The sequence below is a fragment of the Paraburkholderia sp. EB58 genome (assembly GCF_050436665.1).
Classification (GTDB): Bacteria; Pseudomonadota; Gammaproteobacteria; order Burkholderiales; family Burkholderiaceae; genus Paraburkholderia.
The window spans coordinates 111,979-133,280 of sequence record NZ_JBNDMQ010000022.1; the positions used below are offsets into that span (position 1 = coordinate 111,979).

The following is a 21,302-nucleotide window of genomic DNA, read 5'->3' on the forward strand; positions in this document are numbered from 1 at the left end:
GGGCGAGTGGCGAGTGGCCGGCGGCGAATTACGGACGGGCAAGAGGGCTTCGGCTACTCCGTCCTGAGCGACTCGTCTTCGGTTCGCGCGGAGGTACGGCGCGAGATGCTCTCCCAGGCCGCCACTACGATCATCACGGCCGTGGTGAGGCCTCCTGTCATCAGCAGGTCGGTGTGAAACGCGAACGGCACGACGAGTGCGAGGAGCGCAAGCCCGACCCAGTGCGACAGCGGAAACCGGCCATAGACGACGCGCTTGTAAAGGCCGTTACCCGCCACGTAAATAGCCGGACCGCCGAGCAGCAGCCAGGCGGTCGGCCAGTCGATGCGTTCGGGCGGATGCAGGATCACGAGATCGTCGGCGGCTGCCGAGACGATCACGCCGGCAATCAGGATCACGTGCACGTAGTGGAAATACGCCGCCATCAGGCCGGGCTCGCTTGAGCGTTCGATGGCGCGGCTGCCGGCGCTGCTGCTGGTATCGAAGTAGACCCACCACATGGCAACGCTGCCGGCAAAACACACCAGGAATGCGATGATCGACGGCGCGGTCCATGCGCTCAGATCCGACAGTGTGCCGCCCGTCACCAGCACCGATTCTCCGAGCGCGAGAATCACGAACGCCTGACAGCGCTCGGCGATATGGCCGCCTTCGGTGGTGCGCCAGTCGGCGGCGCTCGAACGGCCGAAGAGCGGCAGCGGGAAGCCGAACATCGGCGAAATGTACTCGCACAGCACTGCCGCGCTCCAGCAGGCAAAGCGCGGCAGTCCGTCCAGCAGGCCGCCCGCGATCCACGCGATGCCCGAAATCACCAGCCATCCGCAGATGCGCCGGAAGTTCGCAGTGAGTGCATGGTGGCGGCCGAGAAAAGCCAGAACCACGAGACTGCGGCCCACCTGGATCGCCACGTAACTGATCGCAAAGACGAGGCCGCGCTCGCCGTAGGCAAGCGGCAGGCTCGCGGCCATCACCATGCCGACCAGCATCACCGCAAACAGCAGCAGACGGACCTGGATGCGCTCGGGATTGAACCAGTTCGTCACCCAGCAGGTGTATTGCCAGCCGAGCCAGACCGCGAACCAGAGCACCAGCGTTTCCAGCGCGCCGAATGCGCTCAGGTTATGCACCAGCCGATGCGAGAGTTGCGTGACCGCAAACGCGTAGATCAGGTCGAAGAACAGTTCGACGTTGGTGACCCGGGCTTCGTGGCCGTCGCGTTCGCGCAGGAAGCGCGCAGAGGTGGGAGTGTGCGGGCGGGCGGTGTCGCTGGGCATGCTGTCGTTCCTTCTGGCGGGAGCGGGCAGGGTCCGGCGCGCTGCGTGGGTCTTGCAGCGCCGCGCGCGGGCTTTGGCGCCTGGGGCGCGGTGCGATGTAGCGCGCCGTTCAGGTAGTGTGCCTAGGGGCGCTTGTTTTGTTTGGCAGGCGTCTGCGGTGCCGGGACGGGATGCGGCCGTTCGGTTGGATCGACGGCGATCGGGTCGCTGGCGGGGAAGGTCTCGTCGAGTGCCTCGTCGAGGCGGTCTTCGCCCGTTTCAGCGGGAGGCGGTGCGCTGGGCTTCGGCTTGGACATGTCGTTCTCCGCATAGGGTATCGAGCAGTCAGGATAGCGCAATCCTGCCGCCGACGACCACTTGGCCGTTCGGCCAAACGTCGGAATGGCGCGGGTCGCCGGTCGGGCGACCGGTGTCTGCGCGTGAGCCTCCCGCTTGCAGGGAGCGTGTCCGCTCAACGGTGTTAAATGTTTCCTTCACAACGCTCACGTGCCGCCGCCCGCTCGATGCGTGGCGATGCTCATGCCGCGCGAGGCCACATGACGCCACAGAAATCCTTGAAATTGACGGGGATTGGCTCGTCTTGGGTGTGTCGCGGGACAACGGCCCGCATCGGCCGCATCGGGGCGGCAAAGAGACGAGGTGGCGCAGCTATGGAATCGAACAGGTCGCGGCAGGCGCAACGCTTTAGTGCGTCACACGTCGTGGAGGCGGAACTGGAGCATCTGGATTGGGCCACGCGGCAACCGATGGTCCGCATGTTCAATGGCGGCTACTGGCGGCGCCGCGTGCTGGCGATCAAAGCGGCCTACGAGCTGACCCACCAGCAGGGCATGCGCATCGAGCAGATCTTGCAGCGGCTGGGCGAGCTGGTGGAGTAGCCCGCCTGCGCCACCGGCTTATTCGTTGCCGTTGTTGTTGCCGCCGCCATGACCGTCGCCACTGCCAGTTCCGAACAGCCGCCGGCGGCGCGTAACGACCACCGGACCGTCTGACGGCGGGCGCTCGGAGGAGGGCGTACGCTCGGCAGGCGGCTGGCCGCCATACGACTCGCGCGGTTCACGCGGCTCGCGATGCTCACGCGGTTCGCGCGAACCATGCGGGCCCCGCGTGGTGTGTTCGCCGTGCGACGGCCGTCCGGCGCGCGGCGCTGGCCGTGTGCCGGTGTCGAGCTGGATGGTGGAGATGGCGCGCTTGTAGATGCCTTGCAAGCCGACCGGCGTGCGCAGCATCACCAGATACTGATCGAACGACTCGATGCATCCTGTCAGGCGAATGCCATTGACAAGATAGATCTCGACGCGCTTTCGTTCTTTGCGCGCTGCGTTCATGAAGTCGTTTTGCGGATGCGATTCTGCGGATGCCATGGACAAGTCAGGTAAGAAGGACAGTTGCTCGCCGCGATTCTACCCTTTTCGGGGCAAAGCGCGCGGGGTAAGCGATCTGGGTCCACTATAACGGCTTGCGCGCCCGGAAGCATCTGATAACTGGTCATCGTAACGTTGAGTTACGAATCTGGCTAGGAAACTGGCCGAGGAACACTGGCCGGATGGCACCGGCGACAGCGTTATCTGTAACCGCGCGGAATAAAACGCCTCCTGCCCACGTTAAGTCTCTATAGCGGCGCACATTTCGTGCGCTGCAATTCGGCTTTGCCCCGTCCGGGCAGCCCCATGCTGGACGAACCCGGACACGCCGGCTACGGCGCCTTGCTGCGCACGCTATGCGGCAATACGACACGCCGGCAAGGCCGGGCCCAAACTGGAGACAGTATATGAAGCCTTTCCGTATCGTTTCGACTGCGTGCGTGCTCGTGGCGCTCGCGCTGGCATCGCTCGCCGTCACGGGCTGTGCCACGCCCGGCGACTCGGGTTCGTCCTCTAGCAGCAGCACCGGCGGTTATTGAGCACCCGCGCGTAACGTTCGCCGCGTGAAGTTCGAAGCGGAAGTGATTTCATGGCTCCCGCAGTTGCGCCGCTATGCGCGCGCACTGACGGGCGATTCCGCGTGGGCGGACGATCTGGTGCAGGACACCGCCGAGCGCGCCCTGGCGCGCTGGGCGGCATTTCGTCCAAACAGCAATTTGCGGGCATGGCTGCTGACGATTTTGCGCCATCTCTACATCGACCAGTTGCGGGCCCGCCGCGAGATTACGGTTGACGAAGAGAGCGCGCCGTGGCGCAATCTGGAGGCGCCGGCAGGCGTTGTCGACGGCCTTGTGCTGCGTGATTTGCAGCGGGCGTTGTATTGCCTGCCGCTCGAACAGCGCGAAGTGCTGCTGCTCGTCTGCGTGGAAGAGCTGACTTATCAGGAAGCATCGGTTGCACTCAGCGTGCCGGTCGGCACGGTGATGTCGCGTTTGTCGCGCGCGCGCGAGCACATGCGTGTGCTGCTGACCGAAGGTCCGACGCGTAAGTCCGCGCCGCTCAAAGTAGTGAGAAATCCGTGATGAGCCACGACGACCACCATTCCGCTGTGCCGAAACCGCCCGACCTGCAGGCGTTGTCGGCGTTCGTCGATGACGAGTTGCCGGATGAGACGCACGCCGCGGTGCTCGAGCATCTTGTACAAGATCCGCAGGCCGCCGCCCGGGTCGCAGACTGGCGCGCCCAGAAGTCGGCGCTAAAGGCGTTGTGCGGCGCGCCCGTGGCTGATGAGCCGTCGTTCATCGTGGTGCGCGCGTCGGCGCCATGGTGGCGGCGCGCTGGCCTCGCCGCGTGCTGGCTCGTCGCCGGCGCCGGTCTCGCGCTGGTGCTGGGGCCGCTGGCGTCGCACCTGCCGGGCGGCCTGCTCGATCACGAGCCCATGAGCTTTGCGAAGCGCGCCGACGTCGCCTACGCGGTCTACACGCCGGAGCAGCGCCATCCGGTCGAGGTCGCCGCAAGCGAGGAAAAACATCTGATCAGCTGGTTGTCCAAGCGCCTCGACCGGCCACTCTCCGTGCCGTCGCTGCAGGAGTACGGCTACTCGCTGGTGGGCGGGCGTCTACTGCCGGGCGAAGCGGGGCCGGCGGCGCAGTTCATGTACGAGAATCCGGAGGGCGCACGGCTCACGCTTTACGTGACGGGTATCCCAGACAACGAAACCGCGTTTCGCCTGTTTCGCGACGGCAATCGTCGCACCTTCTACTGGGTCAGCGATCACATGGGCTACGCGCTGTCCGGGCCGATCTCGGAGGGCAAGCTGCGCGAGATGGCCATTGACGTATGCGGCGATCTAGGCGGCAAGCCGGAGTCCTGGCAATAGTTTCTCGTCACCGTGCTGCCCGGATTCTGTCAGGTCCACGCCCTGAAACACGCTGTAACGCACACTCGCCGCGCGGCTCGTGCGAAGCCGGAATAGTGCGCTGAGACACGTCGTTTACTCATTGCGAGTCTGTGCTGTTGCGGCTTTTGCACGCAGGCGGCGGCATGGACGGATGCGAGGCAAAACGATGGGGTCTTCACGGTGACGACCGCGTGGGCGGTTGCGACGCCGGACTGTCGGGCGGGACGAAATCATGCGTAATATCAAAGGACGCTGCGCGCTGCTATGTGTGTGTCTGGCGTGCGCGGGGCCGGTGGCGGCGCAGGAAGCGGCGGACAGTGTGGCCAATGCTGCACCGCCGTGCCAGCAGATCGCGGGTCAGGCCGAGATCGACGGCACGATGCAGCAGATCACCGGACTGGCGTGCCAGCAACCGGACGGCACCTGGCAGATCGTGCAAGGCGCCGACGATAACGTGGCGCTGTACCCGGCGCCGATCTATCCGTACTACGATCCATTCTATTGGGGCGGTGTCGTGGCAGTCGGATTCGGTGGGCCGTTTATTTTCGTCGACCGGTTTCATCACCGCTATCCCATCGGTTATGTTCATTTCAGCCGCGCTTCTTTCCGCACAGGGGTACACGTGGGCGGCGGGCACGGTTCCGGTACCTGGCAAGGCGCCGGCGGGATGCATGGTGGTTTTGGCGGTGGAGGCGGGCGCCGGTAGAGGTGGCCGTAGCCGGCCGTCGCAGTCAAAGGAGAGGCCTTGACACGTATTTTGCCGCCGAACGTTTCAGAGGCGCAGTTCGACCGGGCGCTCGCCGCATGGGGCGCGATTGTGGGTGAACAGCATGTGGTGTCGTCCGGGGCAGACCTCGCTTCGTACCGCGATCCTTTCGCGCCCGGCCAGGCGGCGGCGTTCGCCGCCTCCGCTGCGCTGCAGCCGGACTCGATCGAAGCCATCCGCGCGGCTTTGCGCGTCGCCACGCAGTACCGCATTCCGCTCTGGACCGTTTCCACCGGGCGTAATTTTGCGTACGGTGGCGCGGCGCCGCGGCTGACGGGTTCGGTCGTGCTGGACCTGCAGCGGATGAACCGCATTATTGATGTCAACGAAACGCTTGCCTATGCGCTCGTCGAACCCGGGGTCAGCTACTTCGACCTGTACGCTTATCTGCGCAACAACGGCCATCGGTTGTGGGTCGATCCGCCTGCGGCTGGCTGGGGCAGCGTGATCGGCAACACGCTGGAGCGCGGTTTCGGCTACACGTCCTATGGCGATCACGCTGCCAACCAGTGCGGCATGGAGATCGTGCTGGCCAACGGCGACGTCGTGCGCACGGGCATGGGAGCGATCGATATCGGCACTGCGTGGCAGACTTTTCAGCCGGGCTACGGCCCCTCGTTCGATGCGATGTTCATGCAGTCCAACTATGGTGTCGTCACGAAGATGGGGGTGTGGCTGATGCCTGCGCCGTCGGCCTATCTGCTCGGCGAAATCCAGTTTCGTCGTGAAGAGGATCTGGAAGCGATCGTCGAGATTCTGCGGCCGTTGCGGCTCGATGAAACGATCCGCAACAACGCCGTGATCGAAGGCGGGTTACGCCGCGCGGCAGGTCTCACGCCGCGTTCGCAGTGGTACGAGGGCACGGGTGCGATGCCGGAGAGCGCGATCGAGGCGATGCTCAAGAAGCTCGACGTAGGCCGCTGGAATTTGCATTACGCGCTATACGGCACGCCCGAGCTGATCGATGCGCGTTACGCGATCGTGCAGCGGGCGTTCGCGCAGGTGCCGCAGGCGAAGATGCTCGCGCGCCGGTATCGCGGGGATGAGCAACCCACCGGCGGCGCCGATCGCAACATGGCCGGCATTCCTGCCATGAGCGCCTTCCGGATGCTCGACTGGCGCGGCGGCGCGGGCGCGCACGCCGATTTCTCGCCGGTGTGCCCGGCGACCGGGCGCGATGCGATGCGCCAGTACACGATGGCGAAGGCCCGCGCGGCCGAATACGGCTTCGATTACTACGGCGGCTTCACGGCCGGTACGCGTCATCTGAATCACATTGTCGCGATCATTTTCGATCGCGACAATGCCCAGCAGGCGGACCTGGCGGGCGATCTGCTGCGCGTGCTGATGAGCGATGCGCGCGCGGCCGGTTACGGCGAATATCGGTCGCATCTGGCCTACATGGATCTCGCCGCCGCGCAGTACAGTTTCAACGACGGCGCCTTGCTGCGGCTGTCGGAGACGATCAAGGATGCGCTCGACCCGGCCGGCATCCTGTCGCCGGGCAAACAGGGCGTGTGGCCCGCGGCATGGCGTGAGCGGCGCGGTTATACGTGATGCGGTGCAGCGCCACGTGATGCATGGCGATGGCGTGACGCCAGCTCACGCCTGATTTGACAGAACCGGATCCAGGCAATGGACAGGCGCGCTTTTATGATGACCGGTGCGTGGCTTTCGGCGGCGGCCGGCGCGTTGCCGTCCATGACGCACGCCGCCATGGCGCGTCATATGATCGCGGTGGTCGATGCGAGCCTTGCAGGAGGACGCGCGTTCTCTCGCGAGACCGCGCGCAAGGGTATTTCGGTCTTCGAAATAAGTCACGACAGCGGCGACGACATTGGCACCCTGTGGTACACGACGCTGGCGCCTCGGCTGATTGCGGCATCCGGTCTCGTGATCGGCGTCGTGCGTGCGTCCGATTATTTCGTGCTTGGAGAACTCGCGTTGCGCTCGACGGGCCTGGTCGAGCACCGGTGCGAACGGTGCACAGGAAGGCCCACGCCCGTGGCATTCCTGCTTGGACCTGCGGCGACACGCCGTCGCTCAGCCTGAACGACCCTCAGAACTTATACGCCGGATTCTTCGGATCAAACGCCGCATCGTCGAAGGTTTTCGGCGTGATGGTCTCGAACACGATTTTTTCGAAGATCTTCCCGTCGTTCGCATAGGACTCGACCGTGCGGAAATACGGATGCCGCAAATCGAGCCCGAGCGTCTCTTTCTTCGCGTAGAACTGCGGCTGGCCGATCGGCGTCTCATACGTGAAGGTGACGACCCGCACGCCTTCGATGGTCTGCACGGCGATCTGGGTGGAACGCGGCACGCCGGCTTCGACGTATTTCTTGCCCTCGGCCAGATACTGGTTGGCGATATAACCGGTGCCGAGGTCGCGTACCTGATGGTTCGACTGTGCCCGGGCCAGCGCGCCGGTCGTCGAGGTCCAGATTGACATAACGCCTAACAGGCCACCGAGGTGCCCATACATTTCGTCGCTGCGTTTGGACTCGTCGTAGATGATTTCCTGGCCCGCGTGCGCACCGTCCGGCAGCCATTTGGTGTAAATGCGCAGCGGATCGTGCGCGATGCGCACCAGCATGTGATCGGGCTTGTCCGGCCACTCGTTCTTGATGCGCTCCCAGCGCAACATCGTGAATTCATACGACGGATAGCCGTTTGGCCCTTGCTGGATATAGCGCGACAGCGTGAGCGGATCGAGCGACTGAAACAGCGCGGTGAGCTGCGCGTCGTTGAGTTTCTCGAGCTCACCGCTTTGCTGGGCCTGTCGCAGCCAGTGCACCTGCTGGTCGAGCGTCAGCTTGCCCGCTTGCGCCGGTGGGGTGGACGGCGCTTGCATGGCGCTGGCGGCCTCGGTGCCGGCAGCAGTGTCTGCCGCGGGGTTCGCCGCCGTGTTCGCACCAGCTGGCTGCGTGCCGGATTGCGCGAACGCCACCGCCGACGCGCAGGTGAGCACCGTGCAGGCAAACCAGGGCCGCAGCAGCGTGGCGACGCGCATAGCGCGCTTACAGGCCGGCGCGGGCTGCGCACGCGTGAACAGACGGTGCTTCATTCATTTCCCTCCAGATCCAGAATCTGCGGAATCGATCACGGCCCTGCCACTCGAGTTGTGCTCGAGGTGTGTCTGTCGTCAGGCACGGTTTTGTTTGGCGAGTTCCTCGTCGCGCAGCGCACGCCGCAGAATTTTTCCGACATTGGTCTGTGGTAACTCGTCGCGGAACTCGACCACTTTCGGCACCTTGTAGCCGGTCAGATTCTTGCGGCAGTGCGCGATGACCTGCTCCGCGGTCAGCGACGGGTTGCGCGATACGACGAATACCTTGACGCGTTCGCCTTGCGCGGGATCGGGAATGCCGATGGCCGCCACTTCGCGCACATCGGGATGCATGGCGATCACGTCTTCGATCTCGTTCGGATAGACGTTGAAGCCCGACACCAGAATCATGTCCTTCTTGCGGTCGATGAGCCGCATGAAGCCACGCGAATCCATCACGCCGATGTCGCCAGTGGCGAGCCAGCCGTCGTCGTCGAAGACCTTGGCGGTTTCGTCGGGACGGTTCCAGTAGCCCTTCATCACCTGCGGACCCTTGACGCACAGTTCACCCGCTTCGCCAATATTCGCCCAACTGCCGTCGTCTTTCCTGAAACGCACCTGGGTGGAGGGGGCGGGCAGGCCGATCGAGCCTTCGAAATCACGCATGTTTTTGAGGTCCACCGGATTCATCGACACGATCGGCGAGCATTCCGTGAGCCCGTAGCCTTCGATAATCGGTTGCCCGGTGACGGCCTTGAAGCGCTCGGCGACGGCTTTTTGCGTGGCCATGCCGCCTGCCATCGCGAGTTTCAGGTCCGAGAAGTCGTGCTTCCTGAACTCTTCGTTTTCGAGGAACGCGTTATAGAGCGTGTTGACCGCCGTGATCCCGGTGAATTTCTCATGACGGATGATCATCATGACGCGCTTGGTGTCGCGCGGATTGGCGATCAGGATGTTGCGCCCGCCCAGTCCCATGAAGATCATCGCATTCACGGTGAGCGAATAGATGTGATAGAGCGGCAGCGGTGTGAGCACGGTTTCGATGTCGCCGGTCAACTGCCCCTGCGACCAGACCTTGGCCTGCAGCAGGTTGGCGATGATGTTCTGATGCGTGAGCATGGCGCCCTTGGCGACGCCGGTGGTGCCGCCTGTGTATTGCAGGAACGCCAGATCGCCACGGCTCGGGCGCACCGGCGTCAGGGGCCGGTTATAGCCGATGGAGAGCGCGTCGAGCAGATGCACGGCCTGCGGCAGACGGTACTTCGGCACCATCTTTTTGACGTGCCGCAGCATGAAATTGAGCAGACGTCCCTTCAGGTTCAGCCCATCGGCGAGCAGATCGCCGAGACCGGTGACGATCACGTTCTGCACGCGCGTGCCGGGCAACGCGTCCTCGACGGTCTTCGCGAAGTTCTCGAACACGATGATGGTCTGCGCGCCGCTGTCCTTGAGCTGGTGTGCGAGTTCGCGCACGGTGTAGAGCGGATTCACGTTGACGACCACCGCGCCAGCCTTCAGGACACCGAACAGCGCGACTGGATACTGGAACGTGTTCGGCAGCATGATGGCGACGCGCTCGCCCGGTTTGACACCGATGCTTTGCAGATATGCCGCGAATGCGGTGGCCTTGCGCGCCAGTTCGCCATAGGTGAGGTTGGCACCAACGCTCACATACGCGACCCGCTCGCGGAATTGCGCGGTGCATTCGTCGAAGAACTGCACGATCGACTCGTACTGCCGCACGTCGATTTCGTGCGGCACGTCAGGTGGATACGAGGCGTACCAGATGCCGTCGGTGTTAGGCGCACGCTGCACCGGTCTGGCTTCGACGGATGGAATCGGCGCCGATTGGGTAGGCTGGTTCATTGCATGTCTCCTGAAGCGCAAGGCTTCTTTTGTGTCTGTTTATGTGCAGCTGTATCGATACCTGGGTATTGCATAAGAATAAGGTTGTGACGACTAGCGTTCGAGAATCGCGACGACCCCTTGGCCGCCCGCTGCGCAGATCGATATCAGGCCGCGCGCCGTGCCGGCCGGTTTGTCGAGTTGTGCCAGCATTTTCGCGAGGCCGGCGACGATCCGGCCGCCGGTCGCGGCAAACGGATGCCCGGTAGCAAGCGAACCGCCGTTGACATTCAGTTTCGCATGATCGATGGCGCCGAGCGGGCCGGCAAGGCCAAGTTGTGTGCGGCAATACTCGTCATCCTGCCATGCGGTGAGCGTACACAGCACCTGGGCCGCAAACGCCTCGTGAATTTCGTAAAGGTCGAAGTCCTGCAGGGTGAGGCCCGCCCGCGCCAGCATGCGCGGCACGGCGTAGGCCGGCGCCATCAGCAGGCCTTCTTTCTTGTCGAAGTAATCGACTGCGGCCGTCTCCGACCACGTGAGATACGCGAGCACCGGCAGCCCGTGGGCGGCGGCCCATGCTTCGCTGGCGAGCAGGACGGCTGAGGCGCCGTCAGTGAGCGGCGTGGAGTTGCCGGCGGTCAGCGTGCCGGCGTCGCGGTCGAATACGGGCTTGAGGCCCGCGAGCTTGTCCAGCGTCAGGTCGGCGCGCAGGTTGTTGTCGCGCGCGAGGCCACGATACGGCGTCATCAGGTCGTTGAGAAAGCCGCGCGTATACGCATCGGCGAGCTTGCGATGGCTCTCAAAGGCGAGTTCGTCCTGCGCCTCGCGCGCAATGCCCCAGCGCTTGGCCATCAGTTCGCAGTGTTCGCCCATGGACAGGCCCGTGCGCGGTTCACCGTTGCGCGGCAACAGCGGCTTGAAGAACATGCCCGGACGCAGCTTCGTCAACGCGCCGACGCGCTGGCCGGTGGTCTTGCCGCGATTCGCTTCGAGCAGGATTTTGCGCATCCGCTCGTTGACGCCGATCGGCGCGTCCGAGGTGGTGTCGACGCCGCCCGCAATGCCCGCTTCGATCTGGGCGAGGGCGATCTTGTTGGCCACGAGAATCGCCGCTTCGAGACCGGTGCCGCAGGCCTGTTGCACGTCATAGGCGGGCGTTTCCTTGGCGAGGGTGGTCGAGAGCACGGACTCGCGCGTGAGGTTGAAGTCGCGCGAGTGTTTGATGACCGCGCCCGCTGCCACTTCGCCCAGGCGCTCGCCGTGCAGGTTGAAGCGGTCGATGAGCCCCTGTAGCGTGAAGGTCAGCATGTCCTGATTCGAGGCGTTCGCGTAGGCCGTGTTCGCACGCGCAAACGGAATCCGGTTGCCGCCGATGATGGCGACGCGCCGCACAGCGGGAAGCGGGTGGGACATGCGTAACTCCTTTCAGGGCGTGGCGGGTTGATCGGTGGTGGCGTTTCGCTGCGCGCTACGCAGTGAATGGTGGCGAGTCCCCGATCATGAGGAGCGCTCGTTCATAACGTGGTCCATTGAAATCGGCCGCGCAAATGCGGCTTGTCGCCTGTCGCGTCGCGCACTTCCAGGTCGCGCGTGGTCGTGGGCGCTATCGCTGCTGCGGCCGTCGCCGGCACGGTGGTCCATAAGGAGGCGTCGCTGGGCAGCAGCATCGGCAATTTGAACTCGGCGCTGATAAGTGCTTCGGCGAACGCCTTGGGCGGTTGCAGCGCAGCAGTTGCGCGCGCGAGGGTCCACATGCCGTGAGCAATCGCACGAGGAAAGCCAAATGCTTTCGCGGACAGCGTCGTCAGGTGAATCGGGTTGTAGTCGCCGGACACGTGCGCGTAGTCGCGCCCAAGTTGCGCGGGGAGCTGCCAGCGCGCCACGCGCTGCAACGCGTCGCGTTCGATCTCGAGCGCGGCCAACGGGTCGCCCAACGGGGCGACGCCGCGCTTCAGATACACGCTGTCGCCGTCCCAGACCGCTTCGCCGCGGCGATAGAGGCGCGTGTGCAACACGAACGCCTGGCCCTTGTCATGGCGCAGCAAAGCGCCGAATTCGACTTCGACGCGCAACACTTCGTTGTACGCGAGCGGTCGCCTCAAGCGCACATGATTGGCCAGGTGCACGAGTCCGAGCGCGGGCCACGGGAAGGCGGGGTCGGTCAGCATCAGCAGATGCAGCGGGAAGGCAAGCAGATGCGGAAAAGTGAGCGGGACGCCGTGCTCCGGAATAAAGCCGCAGACGCGTGCATAGCGTTCGATGGCCGCGGGTTCGAGCGGCGCCGCGGGGCGCACGAGACGCAATGCGGGTAATTGCGAGGCGCGGCCGCGCTTGAACACGCCGGACAACGCGCGCGCATATAGCTTGGCCGGCGCGGGCAACTGTTCGATCACCACGGTGCGGGGGCGCGCCGCGCCGTAGGGCTGACCAATGCCGGAAGGCTCGCCCATGCTCATGCTCCGATCAGGCTTTGGCCGCACACGCGCACGACTTGTCCTGTGACGCCCGCGCATCCGGGATGCGCGAGCCACGCAATGGTCTGGGCCACATCCACCGGCTGGCCGCCCTGGCTCAGCGAATTCATCCGGCGGCCGGCTTCGCGGATCGTTAGCGGAATCTTGGCCGTCATCTGGGTTTCGATGAAACCCGGTGCGATGGCGTTGATCGTAATGCGCCGCTCGCCCAACCGCGCAGCCATGCTTTGCACGCGGCCTATCACGCCGGCCTTCGAGGTCGCGTAGTTGGTCTGACCCATGTTGCCGGCAATGCCGCTGATCGACGACACGCAGACAATGCGGCCGCCGTCGCGCAGCGTCCCGGCGGCGAGCAGCGCGTCGTCGAGGCGTTCCTGGGCGGACAGGTTGATATCGATCACGCTATGCCACGCGGCTTCGGTCATCCGTGCAATGGTCTTATCTTTCGTGATGCCGGCGTTATGCACGACGATGTCGATGCCGAGCTCATCGAGTGCGGCGGCGATCTGCGCGGGCGTTTCGGGGGCGGCGATATCGAAGGCGAGGGTAGTGCCGGATAGTGGCCGGATCGTCGCCTCCAGCGCCTCGCGGGCCGATGGTATATCGATGCCGATCACATGCGCGCCCTCGGCCGCGAGCGCATTGGCGATGGCGGCGCCGATGCCGCGCGCCGCGCCCGTCACGACGGCGCGCTTGCCGGCGAGCGGTTGGGCCCAGTCTACGGTGGTTGATTCGGGGGAGGAGGCAATGCGCACCGCCTGCCCCGACACATACGCCGAACGCGGCGACAGAAAGAAGCGCAAGGTCGCCTCGGCCTCATGCTCGGCGCCTTGCGCGACGTAGACCAGATTGGCCGTGATACCACGCCGCGCCTCCTTGCCGAGCGAGCGCGTGAGCCCTTCGAGCGCCCGTTGCGCGGTCCATTGCCGCGGATTCGCGCAGGCTTCGGGCGGCCGCCCCAGCACGACGATCCGCCCGCACTTGCCGAGCGAACGCAGCGTGTCGTGGAAGAACCCAAAGGCGCTATCGAGCTGGCTACTGTCTTCGATGCCGCTCGCGTCGAAGATCAGTGCGGCAACCCGCCCGTGCGGTCCGGCTTCGGCCGGCTCGAAGCGGCCCGTCATCAGAGCGTGGCGCGCCGCGAGCGGTATCCACAGTCCGGCGCTTTCATGCGCGACGCTCGTGAAGCCGCTACGCGCGATCACCCCTGCGAGCGCATCGAGCAGATGCGGTTGGCGCCCCGCACCGATCGCGACGAGCCCGTCGAACTCGGGCCGATCCGCGCGGTAGCGGCGCAATACCTCGGGCTTCGGCAATCCGATCGAGCGCACGAGGCGTGCACCGAACGGCGAATTGACGAAGTTCAGGTAGGTGTCTTTCATCTTATGTTGCTCCGCTGGCCAGTCGGGTTTGCGTCACCGGTTTCCTCAGTGTGCATGGCACGACGCTCAGGCTGCAAGTTGCATCGCTTTTTCGAGTGCCTCCTTGCGCTGTTGCAGGCCTTCGAGCATACCGAATTCGGCCGCGAAGTCGTCGACCTTCACCACCTCGGCGCCATAGCGGGCATAGTCGTCGAGTACCTGCCGCTCGTCGGCGTCGATGAGGCCTTGCTGTTGCGCGTCTGCCGTCCATGCGGCGAGGTGCGCGAGGCTTTGCGGCATCTGTGTGAGCAGGCCTTGCTTGACCGCTTCGCGCAGTTTCTGCTCGATGGCGTTGATGCGCGGATTCAGCGCGAACAGCAACTCGCCGTAGCCGAGCGGATCGACGTCCGGATGCGGCACATACGAATCGGAGACGAGCCGCTCACGCGCGACGCCCGGTGTTTGCATCAACTCGGCAATCGCGGTGCCGAGGCTGTCCGATGGCGCGCGGTGCGGCAGACCGAACGGAAACGCGAGCACGCGCACGAGGCCCGCGGCGAGACGGTTCGGATAGTTGACGAGCACGCCGTCGATGGCCTCCTGCGCCTGATGTAACGCGTCCTCGACACCCCAGCGCACGAGCGGCAGATCGCTTTCCTGGCGGCCTTCGTCTTCGAAGCGCTTGAGCGTCGCGGAGATGAGGTAGAGCTGCGACAGCACATCGCCAAGCCGCGCGGAAATCCGCTCACGCCGTTTCAGATCGCCACCCAGCACGAACATCGACACATCGGCGAGCAGCGCGAACACGGTGGAAATGCGCGTCGCTGCGCGGTAATACGGCGCGAGCGGCGCATAGGCGCGCTGTGGCTTGCGGATGAATGCGCCGGCCGTGATGCCGTAGACGAAACTGCGTACCACGTTCGACAGCGTAAAGCTGACGTGGCCGAAGAACGCCTCGTCGAAATCGCGCAGCGCTTTGCCGCGGTCGTCTTCGCGCGTCGCGGCCATTTCCTTGAGTACATACGGATGGCAACGGATCGCGCCCTGGCCGAAGATGATCAGGCAGCGCGTCAGGATGTTGGCCCCTTCGACGGTGATCGAAATCGGCACCTGTTGATAAGCGCGCGCGAGGAAGTTCGACGGCCCCATGCAGATGCCCTTGCCGGCGACGACATCCATACCGTCGTTGACGACCTTACGGGCGCGCTCGGTAATGTGATACTTCGCGATTGCGGAAATCACCGAGGGCTTTTCGCCGAGGTCGACCGCATGCGCGGAGAGCCGCCGCGCCGCGTCCATCACATACAGGTTGCCACCCATGCGGCCGAGCGCTTCCTGCACGCCTTCGAACTTACCGACTGCGGTGCGGAACTGGCGGCGCACGGCGGCATACGCGCCGGTGCCGCGCACGGCGATCTTCGCCATGCCGACGTTCGACGACGGCAGCGAAATGGCCCGGCCGGCGGCCAGGCACTCCATCAGCATGCGCCAGCCGTTGCCCACCTGGGCGCGTCCGCCGATCACCCAGTCGAGCGGGATGAACACGTCCTTGCCCGAATTCGGGCCGTTCTGGAACACCGCGTTGAGCGGCCAATGACGGCGGCCGATGTTCACGCCAGGGTGCGAGGTGGGAATCAGTGCGCAGGTAATGCCGGGCTCGTCCGCGGAGCCGAGCAGATGATCCGGATCGAGCGCGCGAAAGGCGAGGCCGAGCACGGTCGCAATTGGACCGAGCGTGATGTAGCGCTTGTCCCACGTCACGCGAAAGCCGAGCGTCTCGCGGCCCTCGAAGCTGCCTTTGCAGACAATGCCGATATCGGGAATCGCCGCGGCATCCGAGCCGGCATAGGGACTCGTCAGCGCGAAGCAGGGGATTTCGACGCCACGCGCGAGACGCGGCAGATAGTAGTTCTTCTGTTCTTCGGTGCCGTAATGCATCAGCAACTCAGCGGGGCCGAGGGAGTTCGGCACCATCACCGAAACGGCTGCCGCCGAGCAGCGGGTGGCGAGCTTCATGATGACCTGTGAATGCGCGTAGGCGGAGAACTGCTTACCGCCATACTGCTTCGGAATGATCATGCCGAGAAAGCCGCGCTCCTTGATGTATTGCCACGTCTGCGGCGACAGGTCCTGCCAGATGGCGGTGGTTTCCCAATCGTTCGCGAGATCGCAGAGGTGCTGACACTCGACATCGAGAAACGACTGCTCTTCTGCGGTCAGCCTGGCGGGGCCGTGTCCAAGCAGGGTGTCCCAATGCGGGCGTCCCGAGAACAAGGCGGCGTCCCACCAGACCGTGCCCGCTTCGATGGCGTCGCGCTCGGTCGGCGACATCTCAGGCAGGATCTTGCGGAAGATCTCAAGTACCGGCTTCGATAGCCACGCGCGGCGCAGCGGCTTCACCGTCAGGACGAGCGCCGGCAGCACGAACACGATGGCGAGGATGGCGGTGGCGAGCGGTGCTGCCGCGCCGCTCAGATGCGCGGCCGCGACCCAGACGATCAGGAAGGCAAGCCACCATGAGGCGCGAGCCTGAAGGTAGACGAGCGCGGCAGCGGCGACGATAAGCACTAAGAAGAACCACGACATGACGCTTCCTCCCTGTTGTTATGGTGCGTGCGGACGCTTCCGCAGGATGCGGAAGGTTCGCTTTCATTGTTTGACAGCACTTGCGGTGCCAGGTGCACCGCGGCGCCTGGGCGGCAACCTCTAGTCCGCCCAGGCACGCTCGGGTCAGGCTGCGCCGTGTGCGAGATGACGCAATGGGCCCGAGCCGCCGCTGATGCCGCCGTGGCGCTCTGCCGGCGCCGGCTCGCGTGACGAGGGTGTGTCGGGCGCGTCGGGTGCAGCGGCGCTGGCGTGCGTGCCTGACAGGCCGCCGCAGCCGCCGTCCTGCGCGTCCGAGGTGCCGTCCGCGCTACCGTCGGCGGCATCGCCCAGCACGGCCGCGAAGGCCGCCAACTGATTGACGTCGGGCAGCGGCGCCTTGAGGGCGGCCACCATCAGCGAAGCGAGCCGCGCGATCAGTTGCAGATCGTTCATCGACTTGCCTTGCGAGAACTCCGTGATCAGGCTGTCGGTGTCCGTGCCGGCCAGCACGCCGGAGAGCGCGCCGATGGCGAAGTGCAGACGCCAGCCGAGTTCTTCGCGCGGCAGATGCGGCAGCGCGCGCTGGAATGCCTCGAAGAAGCGCTCGGCCACCGAGGCGTAATGCCCGTTCAGGAAGTCGCGAATGAACGACGACGGATCGGTGTAAGCGCGCCCGAGCAACCGCAGGAACGCCTTGCCGCCCACCCGTGGATCGCGCGAAAGGCGCAAGGCCGGAATGAACATCGCACCGAGGACGTGTTCGCAGGTGAGCCGCGGGCCGAGCATTGTGTCGAAGCGATCGAGCAGCTTGACCCGTTCCTGGTTGAGGCGGTCGAGGCGGCGCGAGAGCATCGCGTGAATCAGCGCTTCCTTACTGCCGAAGTGATAGTTGACCGCTGCGAGATTGACCTCGGCACGCGAGGTGATCTGACGCAGCGACATGGTCTCATAGCCGCATTCGATAAAAAGCGTTTCTGCGGCGTCGAGGATGCGTGACTTCGTGTCGCCGGTATGCCGGCCTGCTGTGCGAACTGCCATTTTGCGCTCCCAATGCCGGTTACCCGGCCGCAAACAAGCGATTCAAATGCGCATTTGAAACATGCGTTTTTTTCAGGATAAGAAGGATCTGGATCATCGGGCAAGGGCTCTGTGTGGACGGACTCCTCTAAAAAGGCACCGCTGCGCGGCGTCAAACGCCTGGGTCAACGATTCGGGCGCCAAATAAAAAGGCCGTTCCGATCGAAATCGGAACGGCCTCGTCATACTGCCTGGCGTGGCGGCCTGCGGCCGCCTATATGTATGTTTCGGTGCTGCTGCTTTCGGTGCTGCTGGTATTAAACGATATTAAACCGCGGCAACCGCTTTGGCAGATTGTGTCATATCTATGCCTCGGCGTTCACGACTAAACGGAATCAGTACCGCAATTACGATGGCGACGATACCGATCACCACAGCCATGACGAGCGCGTAGTTGTTGCCGTGCTTCTCGGCGAGGCCCGCTTGCAGCGGCGCGTTGACCGAGGCGAGCAGGTTGCCGAGCTGATACACGAGGCCCGGGAAGGTGGCGCGGATTTCATCCGGCGAGATCTCGTTCAGATGAACCGGAATTACGCCCCATGCGCCTTGCACCGAGATCTGCATCAGGAATGCGCCCACTGCGAGCAGCACTGGCGTGCTCGAAAAGGCCCACAACGGCAACACCGGCAGTGCGATCAAGGCGGCGATAAAGATCGCACGCTTACGGCCGATTTTCTCCGAGATGAAGCCGAAGAACAGGCCGCCGCAAATCGCGCCGATATTCAGCACAATCGTGATGACCGAGACGGTATGCGGGTCGAAGTGATGCTGTTCACGCAGGAAGGTCGGATACAGATCTTGCGAACCGTGCGAGAAGAAGTTGAACGCGGTCATCAGGATGATCGCGTAGATCGACAACGTGATGTTCTTCTTCAGCGTAGCAAGCAGTCCCGGCCTTGCGCGCTTTTCCAGCGTTTTGAACGCGGGCGACTCAGGCACATGCGCGCGCACGTAAAGGACCAGCAGCGCAGGGAGCACGCCGACCATGAACATGCCGCGCCAGCCGATGTACTGATACAGCACGCCGAATACGACCGAGGCGAGCAGATAGCCGCTTGGATAGCCGGCTTGCAGCAGACCGGAGACGATGCCGCGCGATTTGGCCGGCACGGTTTCCATGGTCAGTGCGCCGCCGACACCCCATTCGCCGCCCATCGCGATCCCGAACAGCGCGCGCAGCACGAGCAGCGTGGTGAGGTTGGGCGAGAAGCCAGACAGCAGTTCGAGCAGGGAATAGCACGCGATGTTGACCATCAGCGTGGGGCGGCGGCCGAATTTATCGGCGAGCCAGCCAAAAATGAGCGCGCCGACCGGGCGCATCATGAGACTCAACGTAATCCCAAAGGCTACGGTCTTAACGTCAGTACCAAACTCGGTCGCGATATCTTTCAATATGAATACCATTAGAAAGAAATCGAATGCGTCGAGTGTCCATCCTAGATACGCCGCGATCGTGACGTTTTTCTGTTCCCGAGTCCAACTCATGTGTTTTTTCTCCAAGTCTCCGAACAACCCGTGCCTTACGGCGGGCCGCTGGGCGACCCGCGCACCCCGTGGTGCGGGCTTCGGGGGAGTGTACGCCGACCGTTAAGCGTCTGCATGCTTGAATGCACTTTCTTAGTACATGTCCCTAATCGCGGGGCAGCGCAGGGCGGCGAAATGGAGTCTCGATTGTTGGCAATATGTAGTTAAATCACCGCGGAGTTATTTTATTGTTTGTTAATTGTAATGTTTTTGTTTGGTGTGATCGCGACGCCGATAGATCAAACGCGCCAGAAACAGCAGCTCATAACTGAAATTTTTCGCTTTCGTGTGTAAGTTTACACATGGCTGTATGCAAGTGGTCGTGCCGCGAGACCCGACTCTGGCGAGATGTTTCTTACTGTTGCGCCGGGCTGCCAATATATGCAGTAAATGAATCAGTCGAGTAGAAAAATCAATTTGCCTCATGATGTCACGAGCAATAGCATAGGGTAATCCCGAGATCAGCGTCCATAGCCCGCCATCATGCCGTCCACCACGTCCAGCCGATCGACCCCTCGCGAGTCAGCGACTCCCGAGCGTAGCCCGCTCACCGTGTTCGTCGCCGTCATGCTGCTGACCGGCGTCGGCGCGGGCCTCGGCGGCATGCTGCTGGCGCTGCTCCTTCACTGGATTCAGCACCTTGCTTTTGGCTACAGCATTGAGCACGTCATCAGTAGCGAGAGTTTCCTGGACGGCGTGAGCGGCGCAACACCCGAGCGGCGTGTGCTGGTGCTGGTGATTTGCGGTCTCATCGCCGGTCTCGGCTGGTGGGCGCTGTATCGTTTCGGACGTCCACTCGTCAGCATCAAGAAAGCGGTGAAGTCGGACGATCCGCGCATGCCCGTTGTCAGCACGGTGGTGCATGCGGTGCTGCAAATCGTGACCGTCGCGCTGGGCTCGCCGCTTGGGCGCGAAGTCGCGCCGCGCGAGATCGGCTCGGTGTGGGCCGGTTGGCTGTCACATCGCGCCGGGTTGTCGGTCGCCGAGAGCCGGATCATGGTGGCGTGTGGCGCGGGCGCGGGTCTCGCCGCGGTGTATAACGTGCCGCTTGGCGGCGCGGTGTTCGTACTCGAGGTCTTGCTGGGCACGTTCGGCTGGGCGGCGCTGGTGCCGGCCGTGGCGACCTCGGCAATTGCCGCCATGGTTGCGTGGATTGGTCTGGGTAACGAGCATCAATACACGGTCTCGCCGCTAATGCTGAGTACGCCGCTGGTCGCGTGGTCGGCGTTGTGTGGTCCGATTTTCGGGGTGGCGGCGTGGGGCTTCACGCAGTTGACCACGCGTGCCCGGGCGCAGGCGCCGAAGGACTGGCGGCTCCCGGCTCTGGCGTTGCTCAATTTCGCCATCATTGGTGTGCTTGCCATTGCGTTCCCGCAGTTGCTGGGCAACGGCAAAGGGCCGGCCGGTCTCTCGTTCAATAGCGAACTGACCATTGGACTTGCGGCGGTGCTGCTGGTACTTAAGGTGTTGATCACGGCGGGCAGCTTGCGCGCGGGTGCGGAAGGCGGCCTGCTCACGCCGGGACTTGCCAACGGCGCGTTGCTCGCGATCGTGCTGGGTGGCGTGTGGAACCTGATCTGGCCGGGTACGTCATCGGGCGCGTTTGCCATTGTCGGCGCAGCGGCTTTTCTTGCCGCCTCGATGCAGATGCCGCTAACCGCCGTCGTGCTGATCCTCGAATTCACACGCGTGAGTCACGACTTTCTGATTCCCATTCTGTTTGCGGTGGCGGGCTCGGTGTCGACGTTCAAGCTGCTGGCGAAGGTGTGGGCCGCGCGGACTACGAGTGCGACGAGCGCGACGCCGGTGACCAAGCCGGCTGCTGCGGCGATGGCACGGACGAATGCGGGCGGGAATTGAGCGGGGAGGTGGGTGGAAACCGCTGAAGCACTGAGCTCATCAAATTTTCAGTGAACGTGCTAAAGGATGACATTGGCTTCGATAGCCGGGGCTACCGAAAGGAAATCGCATTCCCCGAATCGGGATTTCATTGCTGAGTAACGAAATGCGTTGGATAGGCGATGAAGGTCGATGGCCTGGCGGCTTCGAGCTGTTTGGGGATCAGCGGCATCATGCTGT

19 protein-coding genes are annotated in these 21,302 nt (G+C 63.9%); 8 read left to right on the forward strand and 11 right to left on the reverse strand.

Going from position 1 to position 21,302, the window contains the following annotated elements:
- Nucleotides 1–53: 53 nt before the first annotated feature.
- Both P3T40_RS28120 and P3T40_RS28125 read right to left on the reverse strand, forming a co-directional pair.
- Entirely contained in the window at nt 54–1,274 is a 1,221-nt protein-coding gene (locus tag P3T40_RS28120; RefSeq protein WP_429270984.1) for a low temperature requirement protein A, read from the reverse strand.
- Nucleotides 1,275–1,396: 122 nt separating this feature from the next.
- On the reverse strand, nt 1,397–1,570 hold the full coding sequence (locus P3T40_RS28125; RefSeq protein ID WP_429270985.1) for a hypothetical protein: 174 nt from the start codon (nt 1,568–1,570) through the stop codon (nt 1,397–1,399).
- A 354-nt stretch (nt 1,571–1,924) separates the two neighbouring features.
- Between P3T40_RS28125 and P3T40_RS28130 the strand changes: the two genes are divergently transcribed.
- Nucleotides 1,925–2,152: a hypothetical protein gene (locus P3T40_RS28130; protein WP_429270986.1), complete on the forward strand. Its 228-nt coding sequence runs from the start codon at nt 1,925–1,927 to the stop codon at nt 2,150–2,152.
- An 18-nt stretch (nt 2,153–2,170) separates the two neighbouring features.
- On the opposite strand, the gene hfq is transcribed toward P3T40_RS28130, so the two are convergent.
- Complete coding sequence (gene hfq, locus P3T40_RS28135; protein WP_429270987.1) at nt 2,171–2,638, reverse strand: RNA chaperone Hfq; 468 nt, start codon at nt 2,636–2,638, stop codon at nt 2,171–2,173.
- A 407-nt stretch (nt 2,639–3,045) separates the two neighbouring features.
- On the opposite strand from hfq, the gene P3T40_RS28140 reads away from it, so the two are divergent.
- The 6 genes from P3T40_RS28140 (at nt 3,046) to P3T40_RS28165 (ending at nt 7,356) form a co-directional block, all read left to right on the forward strand.
- Nucleotides 3,046–3,177: a hypothetical protein gene (locus P3T40_RS28140; protein ID WP_429270988.1), complete on the forward strand. Its 132-nt coding sequence runs from the start codon at nt 3,046–3,048 to the stop codon at nt 3,175–3,177.
- 24 nt (nt 3,178–3,201) lie between these two features.
- Nucleotides 3,202–3,720 carry a sigma-70 family RNA polymerase sigma factor gene (locus P3T40_RS28145; RefSeq protein ID WP_429270989.1) on the forward strand — a complete coding sequence of 173 codons (519 nt, stop codon included), beginning with the start codon at nt 3,202–3,204 and terminating at the stop codon, nt 3,718–3,720.
- Nucleotides 3,720–4,517: an anti-sigma factor family protein gene (locus P3T40_RS28150; protein ID WP_429270990.1), complete on the forward strand. Its 798-nt coding sequence runs from the start codon at nt 3,720–3,722 to the stop codon at nt 4,515–4,517. The genes P3T40_RS28145 and P3T40_RS28150 overlap by 1 nt, the downstream gene beginning before the upstream one ends.
- Before the next feature lie 253 nt (nt 4,518–4,770).
- Entirely contained in the window at nt 4,771–5,244 is a 474-nt protein-coding gene (locus P3T40_RS28155; RefSeq protein WP_429270991.1) for a hypothetical protein, read from the forward strand.
- 39 nt (nt 5,245–5,283) lie between these two features.
- Nucleotides 5,284–6,861 (forward strand): FAD-binding protein, encoded by a 1,578-nt coding sequence (locus tag P3T40_RS28160; RefSeq protein WP_429270992.1) that lies wholly within the window; start codon nt 5,284–5,286, stop codon nt 6,859–6,861.
- Nucleotides 6,862–6,939: 78 nt separating this feature from the next.
- On the forward strand, nt 6,940–7,356 hold the full coding sequence (locus P3T40_RS28165) for a hypothetical protein (RefSeq protein ID WP_429270993.1): 417 nt from the start codon (nt 6,940–6,942) through the stop codon (nt 7,354–7,356).
- Between the two features lie 7 nt (nt 7,357–7,363).
- Here P3T40_RS28165 and P3T40_RS28170 read toward each other — a convergent pair whose 3' ends face one another.
- From P3T40_RS28170 to P3T40_RS28205, 8 genes are all read right to left on the reverse strand, one after another.
- Nucleotides 7,364–8,371, reverse strand: a complete 1,008-nt coding sequence (locus P3T40_RS28170) for a DUF1571 domain-containing protein (RefSeq protein ID WP_429270994.1) — start codon at nt 8,369–8,371, stop codon at nt 7,364–7,366.
- Between the two features lie 78 nt (nt 8,372–8,449).
- The gene (locus P3T40_RS28175; RefSeq protein ID WP_429270995.1) at nt 8,450–10,219 is read right to left on the reverse strand and encodes an AMP-binding protein; all 1,770 of its coding nucleotides are present in this window, start codon (nt 10,217–10,219) and stop codon (nt 8,450–8,452) included.
- A 93-nt stretch (nt 10,220–10,312) separates the two neighbouring features.
- Entirely contained in the window at nt 10,313–11,614 is a 1,302-nt protein-coding gene (locus tag P3T40_RS28180) for an acetyl-CoA C-acetyltransferase (protein WP_429270996.1), read from the reverse strand.
- Between the two features lie 101 nt (nt 11,615–11,715).
- Nucleotides 11,716–12,651 carry a MaoC family dehydratase gene (locus P3T40_RS28185; RefSeq protein WP_429270997.1) on the reverse strand — a complete coding sequence of 312 codons (936 nt, stop codon included), beginning with the start codon at nt 12,649–12,651 and terminating at the stop codon, nt 11,716–11,718.
- A gap of 2 nt (nt 12,652–12,653) precedes the next feature.
- Nucleotides 12,654–14,057: a 3-oxoacyl-ACP reductase gene (locus P3T40_RS28190; RefSeq protein ID WP_429270998.1), complete on the reverse strand. Its 1,404-nt coding sequence runs from the start codon at nt 14,055–14,057 to the stop codon at nt 12,654–12,656.
- Nucleotides 14,058–14,123: 66 nt separating this feature from the next.
- A complete protein-coding gene (locus P3T40_RS28195; RefSeq protein WP_429270999.1) occupies nt 14,124–16,622 on the reverse strand; it encodes an acyl-CoA dehydrogenase in 2,499 nt (832 codons plus the stop codon).
- A 144-nt stretch (nt 16,623–16,766) separates the two neighbouring features.
- Entirely contained in the window at nt 16,767–17,660 is an 894-nt protein-coding gene (locus tag P3T40_RS28200) for a TetR/AcrR family transcriptional regulator (protein ID WP_429271000.1), read from the reverse strand.
- Nucleotides 17,661–17,966: 306 nt separating this feature from the next.
- The gene (locus P3T40_RS28205) at nt 17,967–19,184 is read right to left on the reverse strand and encodes an MFS transporter (protein WP_429271001.1); all 1,218 of its coding nucleotides are present in this window, start codon (nt 19,182–19,184) and stop codon (nt 17,967–17,969) included.
- 522 nt (nt 19,185–19,706) lie between these two features.
- Here P3T40_RS28205 and P3T40_RS28210 point away from each other — a divergent pair.
- Nucleotides 19,707–21,083: a chloride channel protein gene (locus P3T40_RS28210; RefSeq protein WP_429271002.1), complete on the forward strand. Its 1,377-nt coding sequence runs from the start codon at nt 19,707–19,709 to the stop codon at nt 21,081–21,083.
- Nucleotides 21,084–21,302 lie beyond the last annotated feature (219 nt).

Bases quoted from the DNA above. Each gene is read 5' to 3' on its own strand.
- P3T40_RS28120 (WP_429270984.1), bottom strand. From the start codon at position 1,274: ATGCCCAGCGACACCGCCCGCCCGCACACTCCCACCTCTGCGCGCTTC.
- P3T40_RS28125 (WP_429270985.1), bottom strand. From the start codon at position 1,570: ATGTCCAAGCCGAAGCCCAGCGCACCGCCTCCCGCTGAAACGGGCGAA.
- P3T40_RS28130 (WP_429270986.1), top strand. From the start codon at position 1,925: ATGGAATCGAACAGGTCGCGGCAGGCGCAACGCTTTAGTGCGTCACAC.
- hfq (WP_429270987.1), bottom strand. From the start codon at position 2,638: ATGGCATCCGCAGAATCGCATCCGCAAAACGACTTCATGAACGCAGCG.
- P3T40_RS28140 (WP_429270988.1), top strand. From the start codon at position 3,046: ATGAAGCCTTTCCGTATCGTTTCGACTGCGTGCGTGCTCGTGGCGCTC.
- P3T40_RS28150 (WP_429270990.1), top strand. From the start codon at position 3,720: ATGAGCCACGACGACCACCATTCCGCTGTGCCGAAACCGCCCGACCTG.
- P3T40_RS28155 (WP_429270991.1), top strand. From the start codon at position 4,771: ATGCGTAATATCAAAGGACGCTGCGCGCTGCTATGTGTGTGTCTGGCG.
- P3T40_RS28165 (WP_429270993.1), top strand. From the start codon at position 6,940: ATGGACAGGCGCGCTTTTATGATGACCGGTGCGTGGCTTTCGGCGGCG.
- P3T40_RS28170 (WP_429270994.1), bottom strand. From the start codon at position 8,371: ATGAAGCACCGTCTGTTCACGCGTGCGCAGCCCGCGCCGGCCTGTAAG.
- P3T40_RS28175 (WP_429270995.1), bottom strand. From the start codon at position 10,219: ATGAACCAGCCTACCCAATCGGCGCCGATTCCATCCGTCGAAGCCAGA.
- P3T40_RS28180 (WP_429270996.1), bottom strand. From the start codon at position 11,614: ATGTCCCACCCGCTTCCCGCTGTGCGGCGCGTCGCCATCATCGGCGGC.
- P3T40_RS28185 (WP_429270997.1), bottom strand. From the start codon at position 12,651: ATGGGCGAGCCTTCCGGCATTGGTCAGCCCTACGGCGCGGCGCGCCCC.
- P3T40_RS28190 (WP_429270998.1), bottom strand. From the start codon at position 14,057: ATGAAAGACACCTACCTGAACTTCGTCAATTCGCCGTTCGGTGCACGC.
- P3T40_RS28195 (WP_429270999.1), bottom strand. From the start codon at position 16,622: ATGTCGTGGTTCTTCTTAGTGCTTATCGTCGCCGCTGCCGCGCTCGTC.
- P3T40_RS28200 (WP_429271000.1), bottom strand. From the start codon at position 17,660: ATGGCAGTTCGCACAGCAGGCCGGCATACCGGCGACACGAAGTCACGC.
- P3T40_RS28205 (WP_429271001.1), bottom strand. From the start codon at position 19,184: ATGAGTTGGACTCGGGAACAGAAAAACGTCACGATCGCGGCGTATCTA.
- P3T40_RS28210 (WP_429271002.1), top strand. From the start codon at position 19,707: ATGCCGTCCACCACGTCCAGCCGATCGACCCCTCGCGAGTCAGCGACT.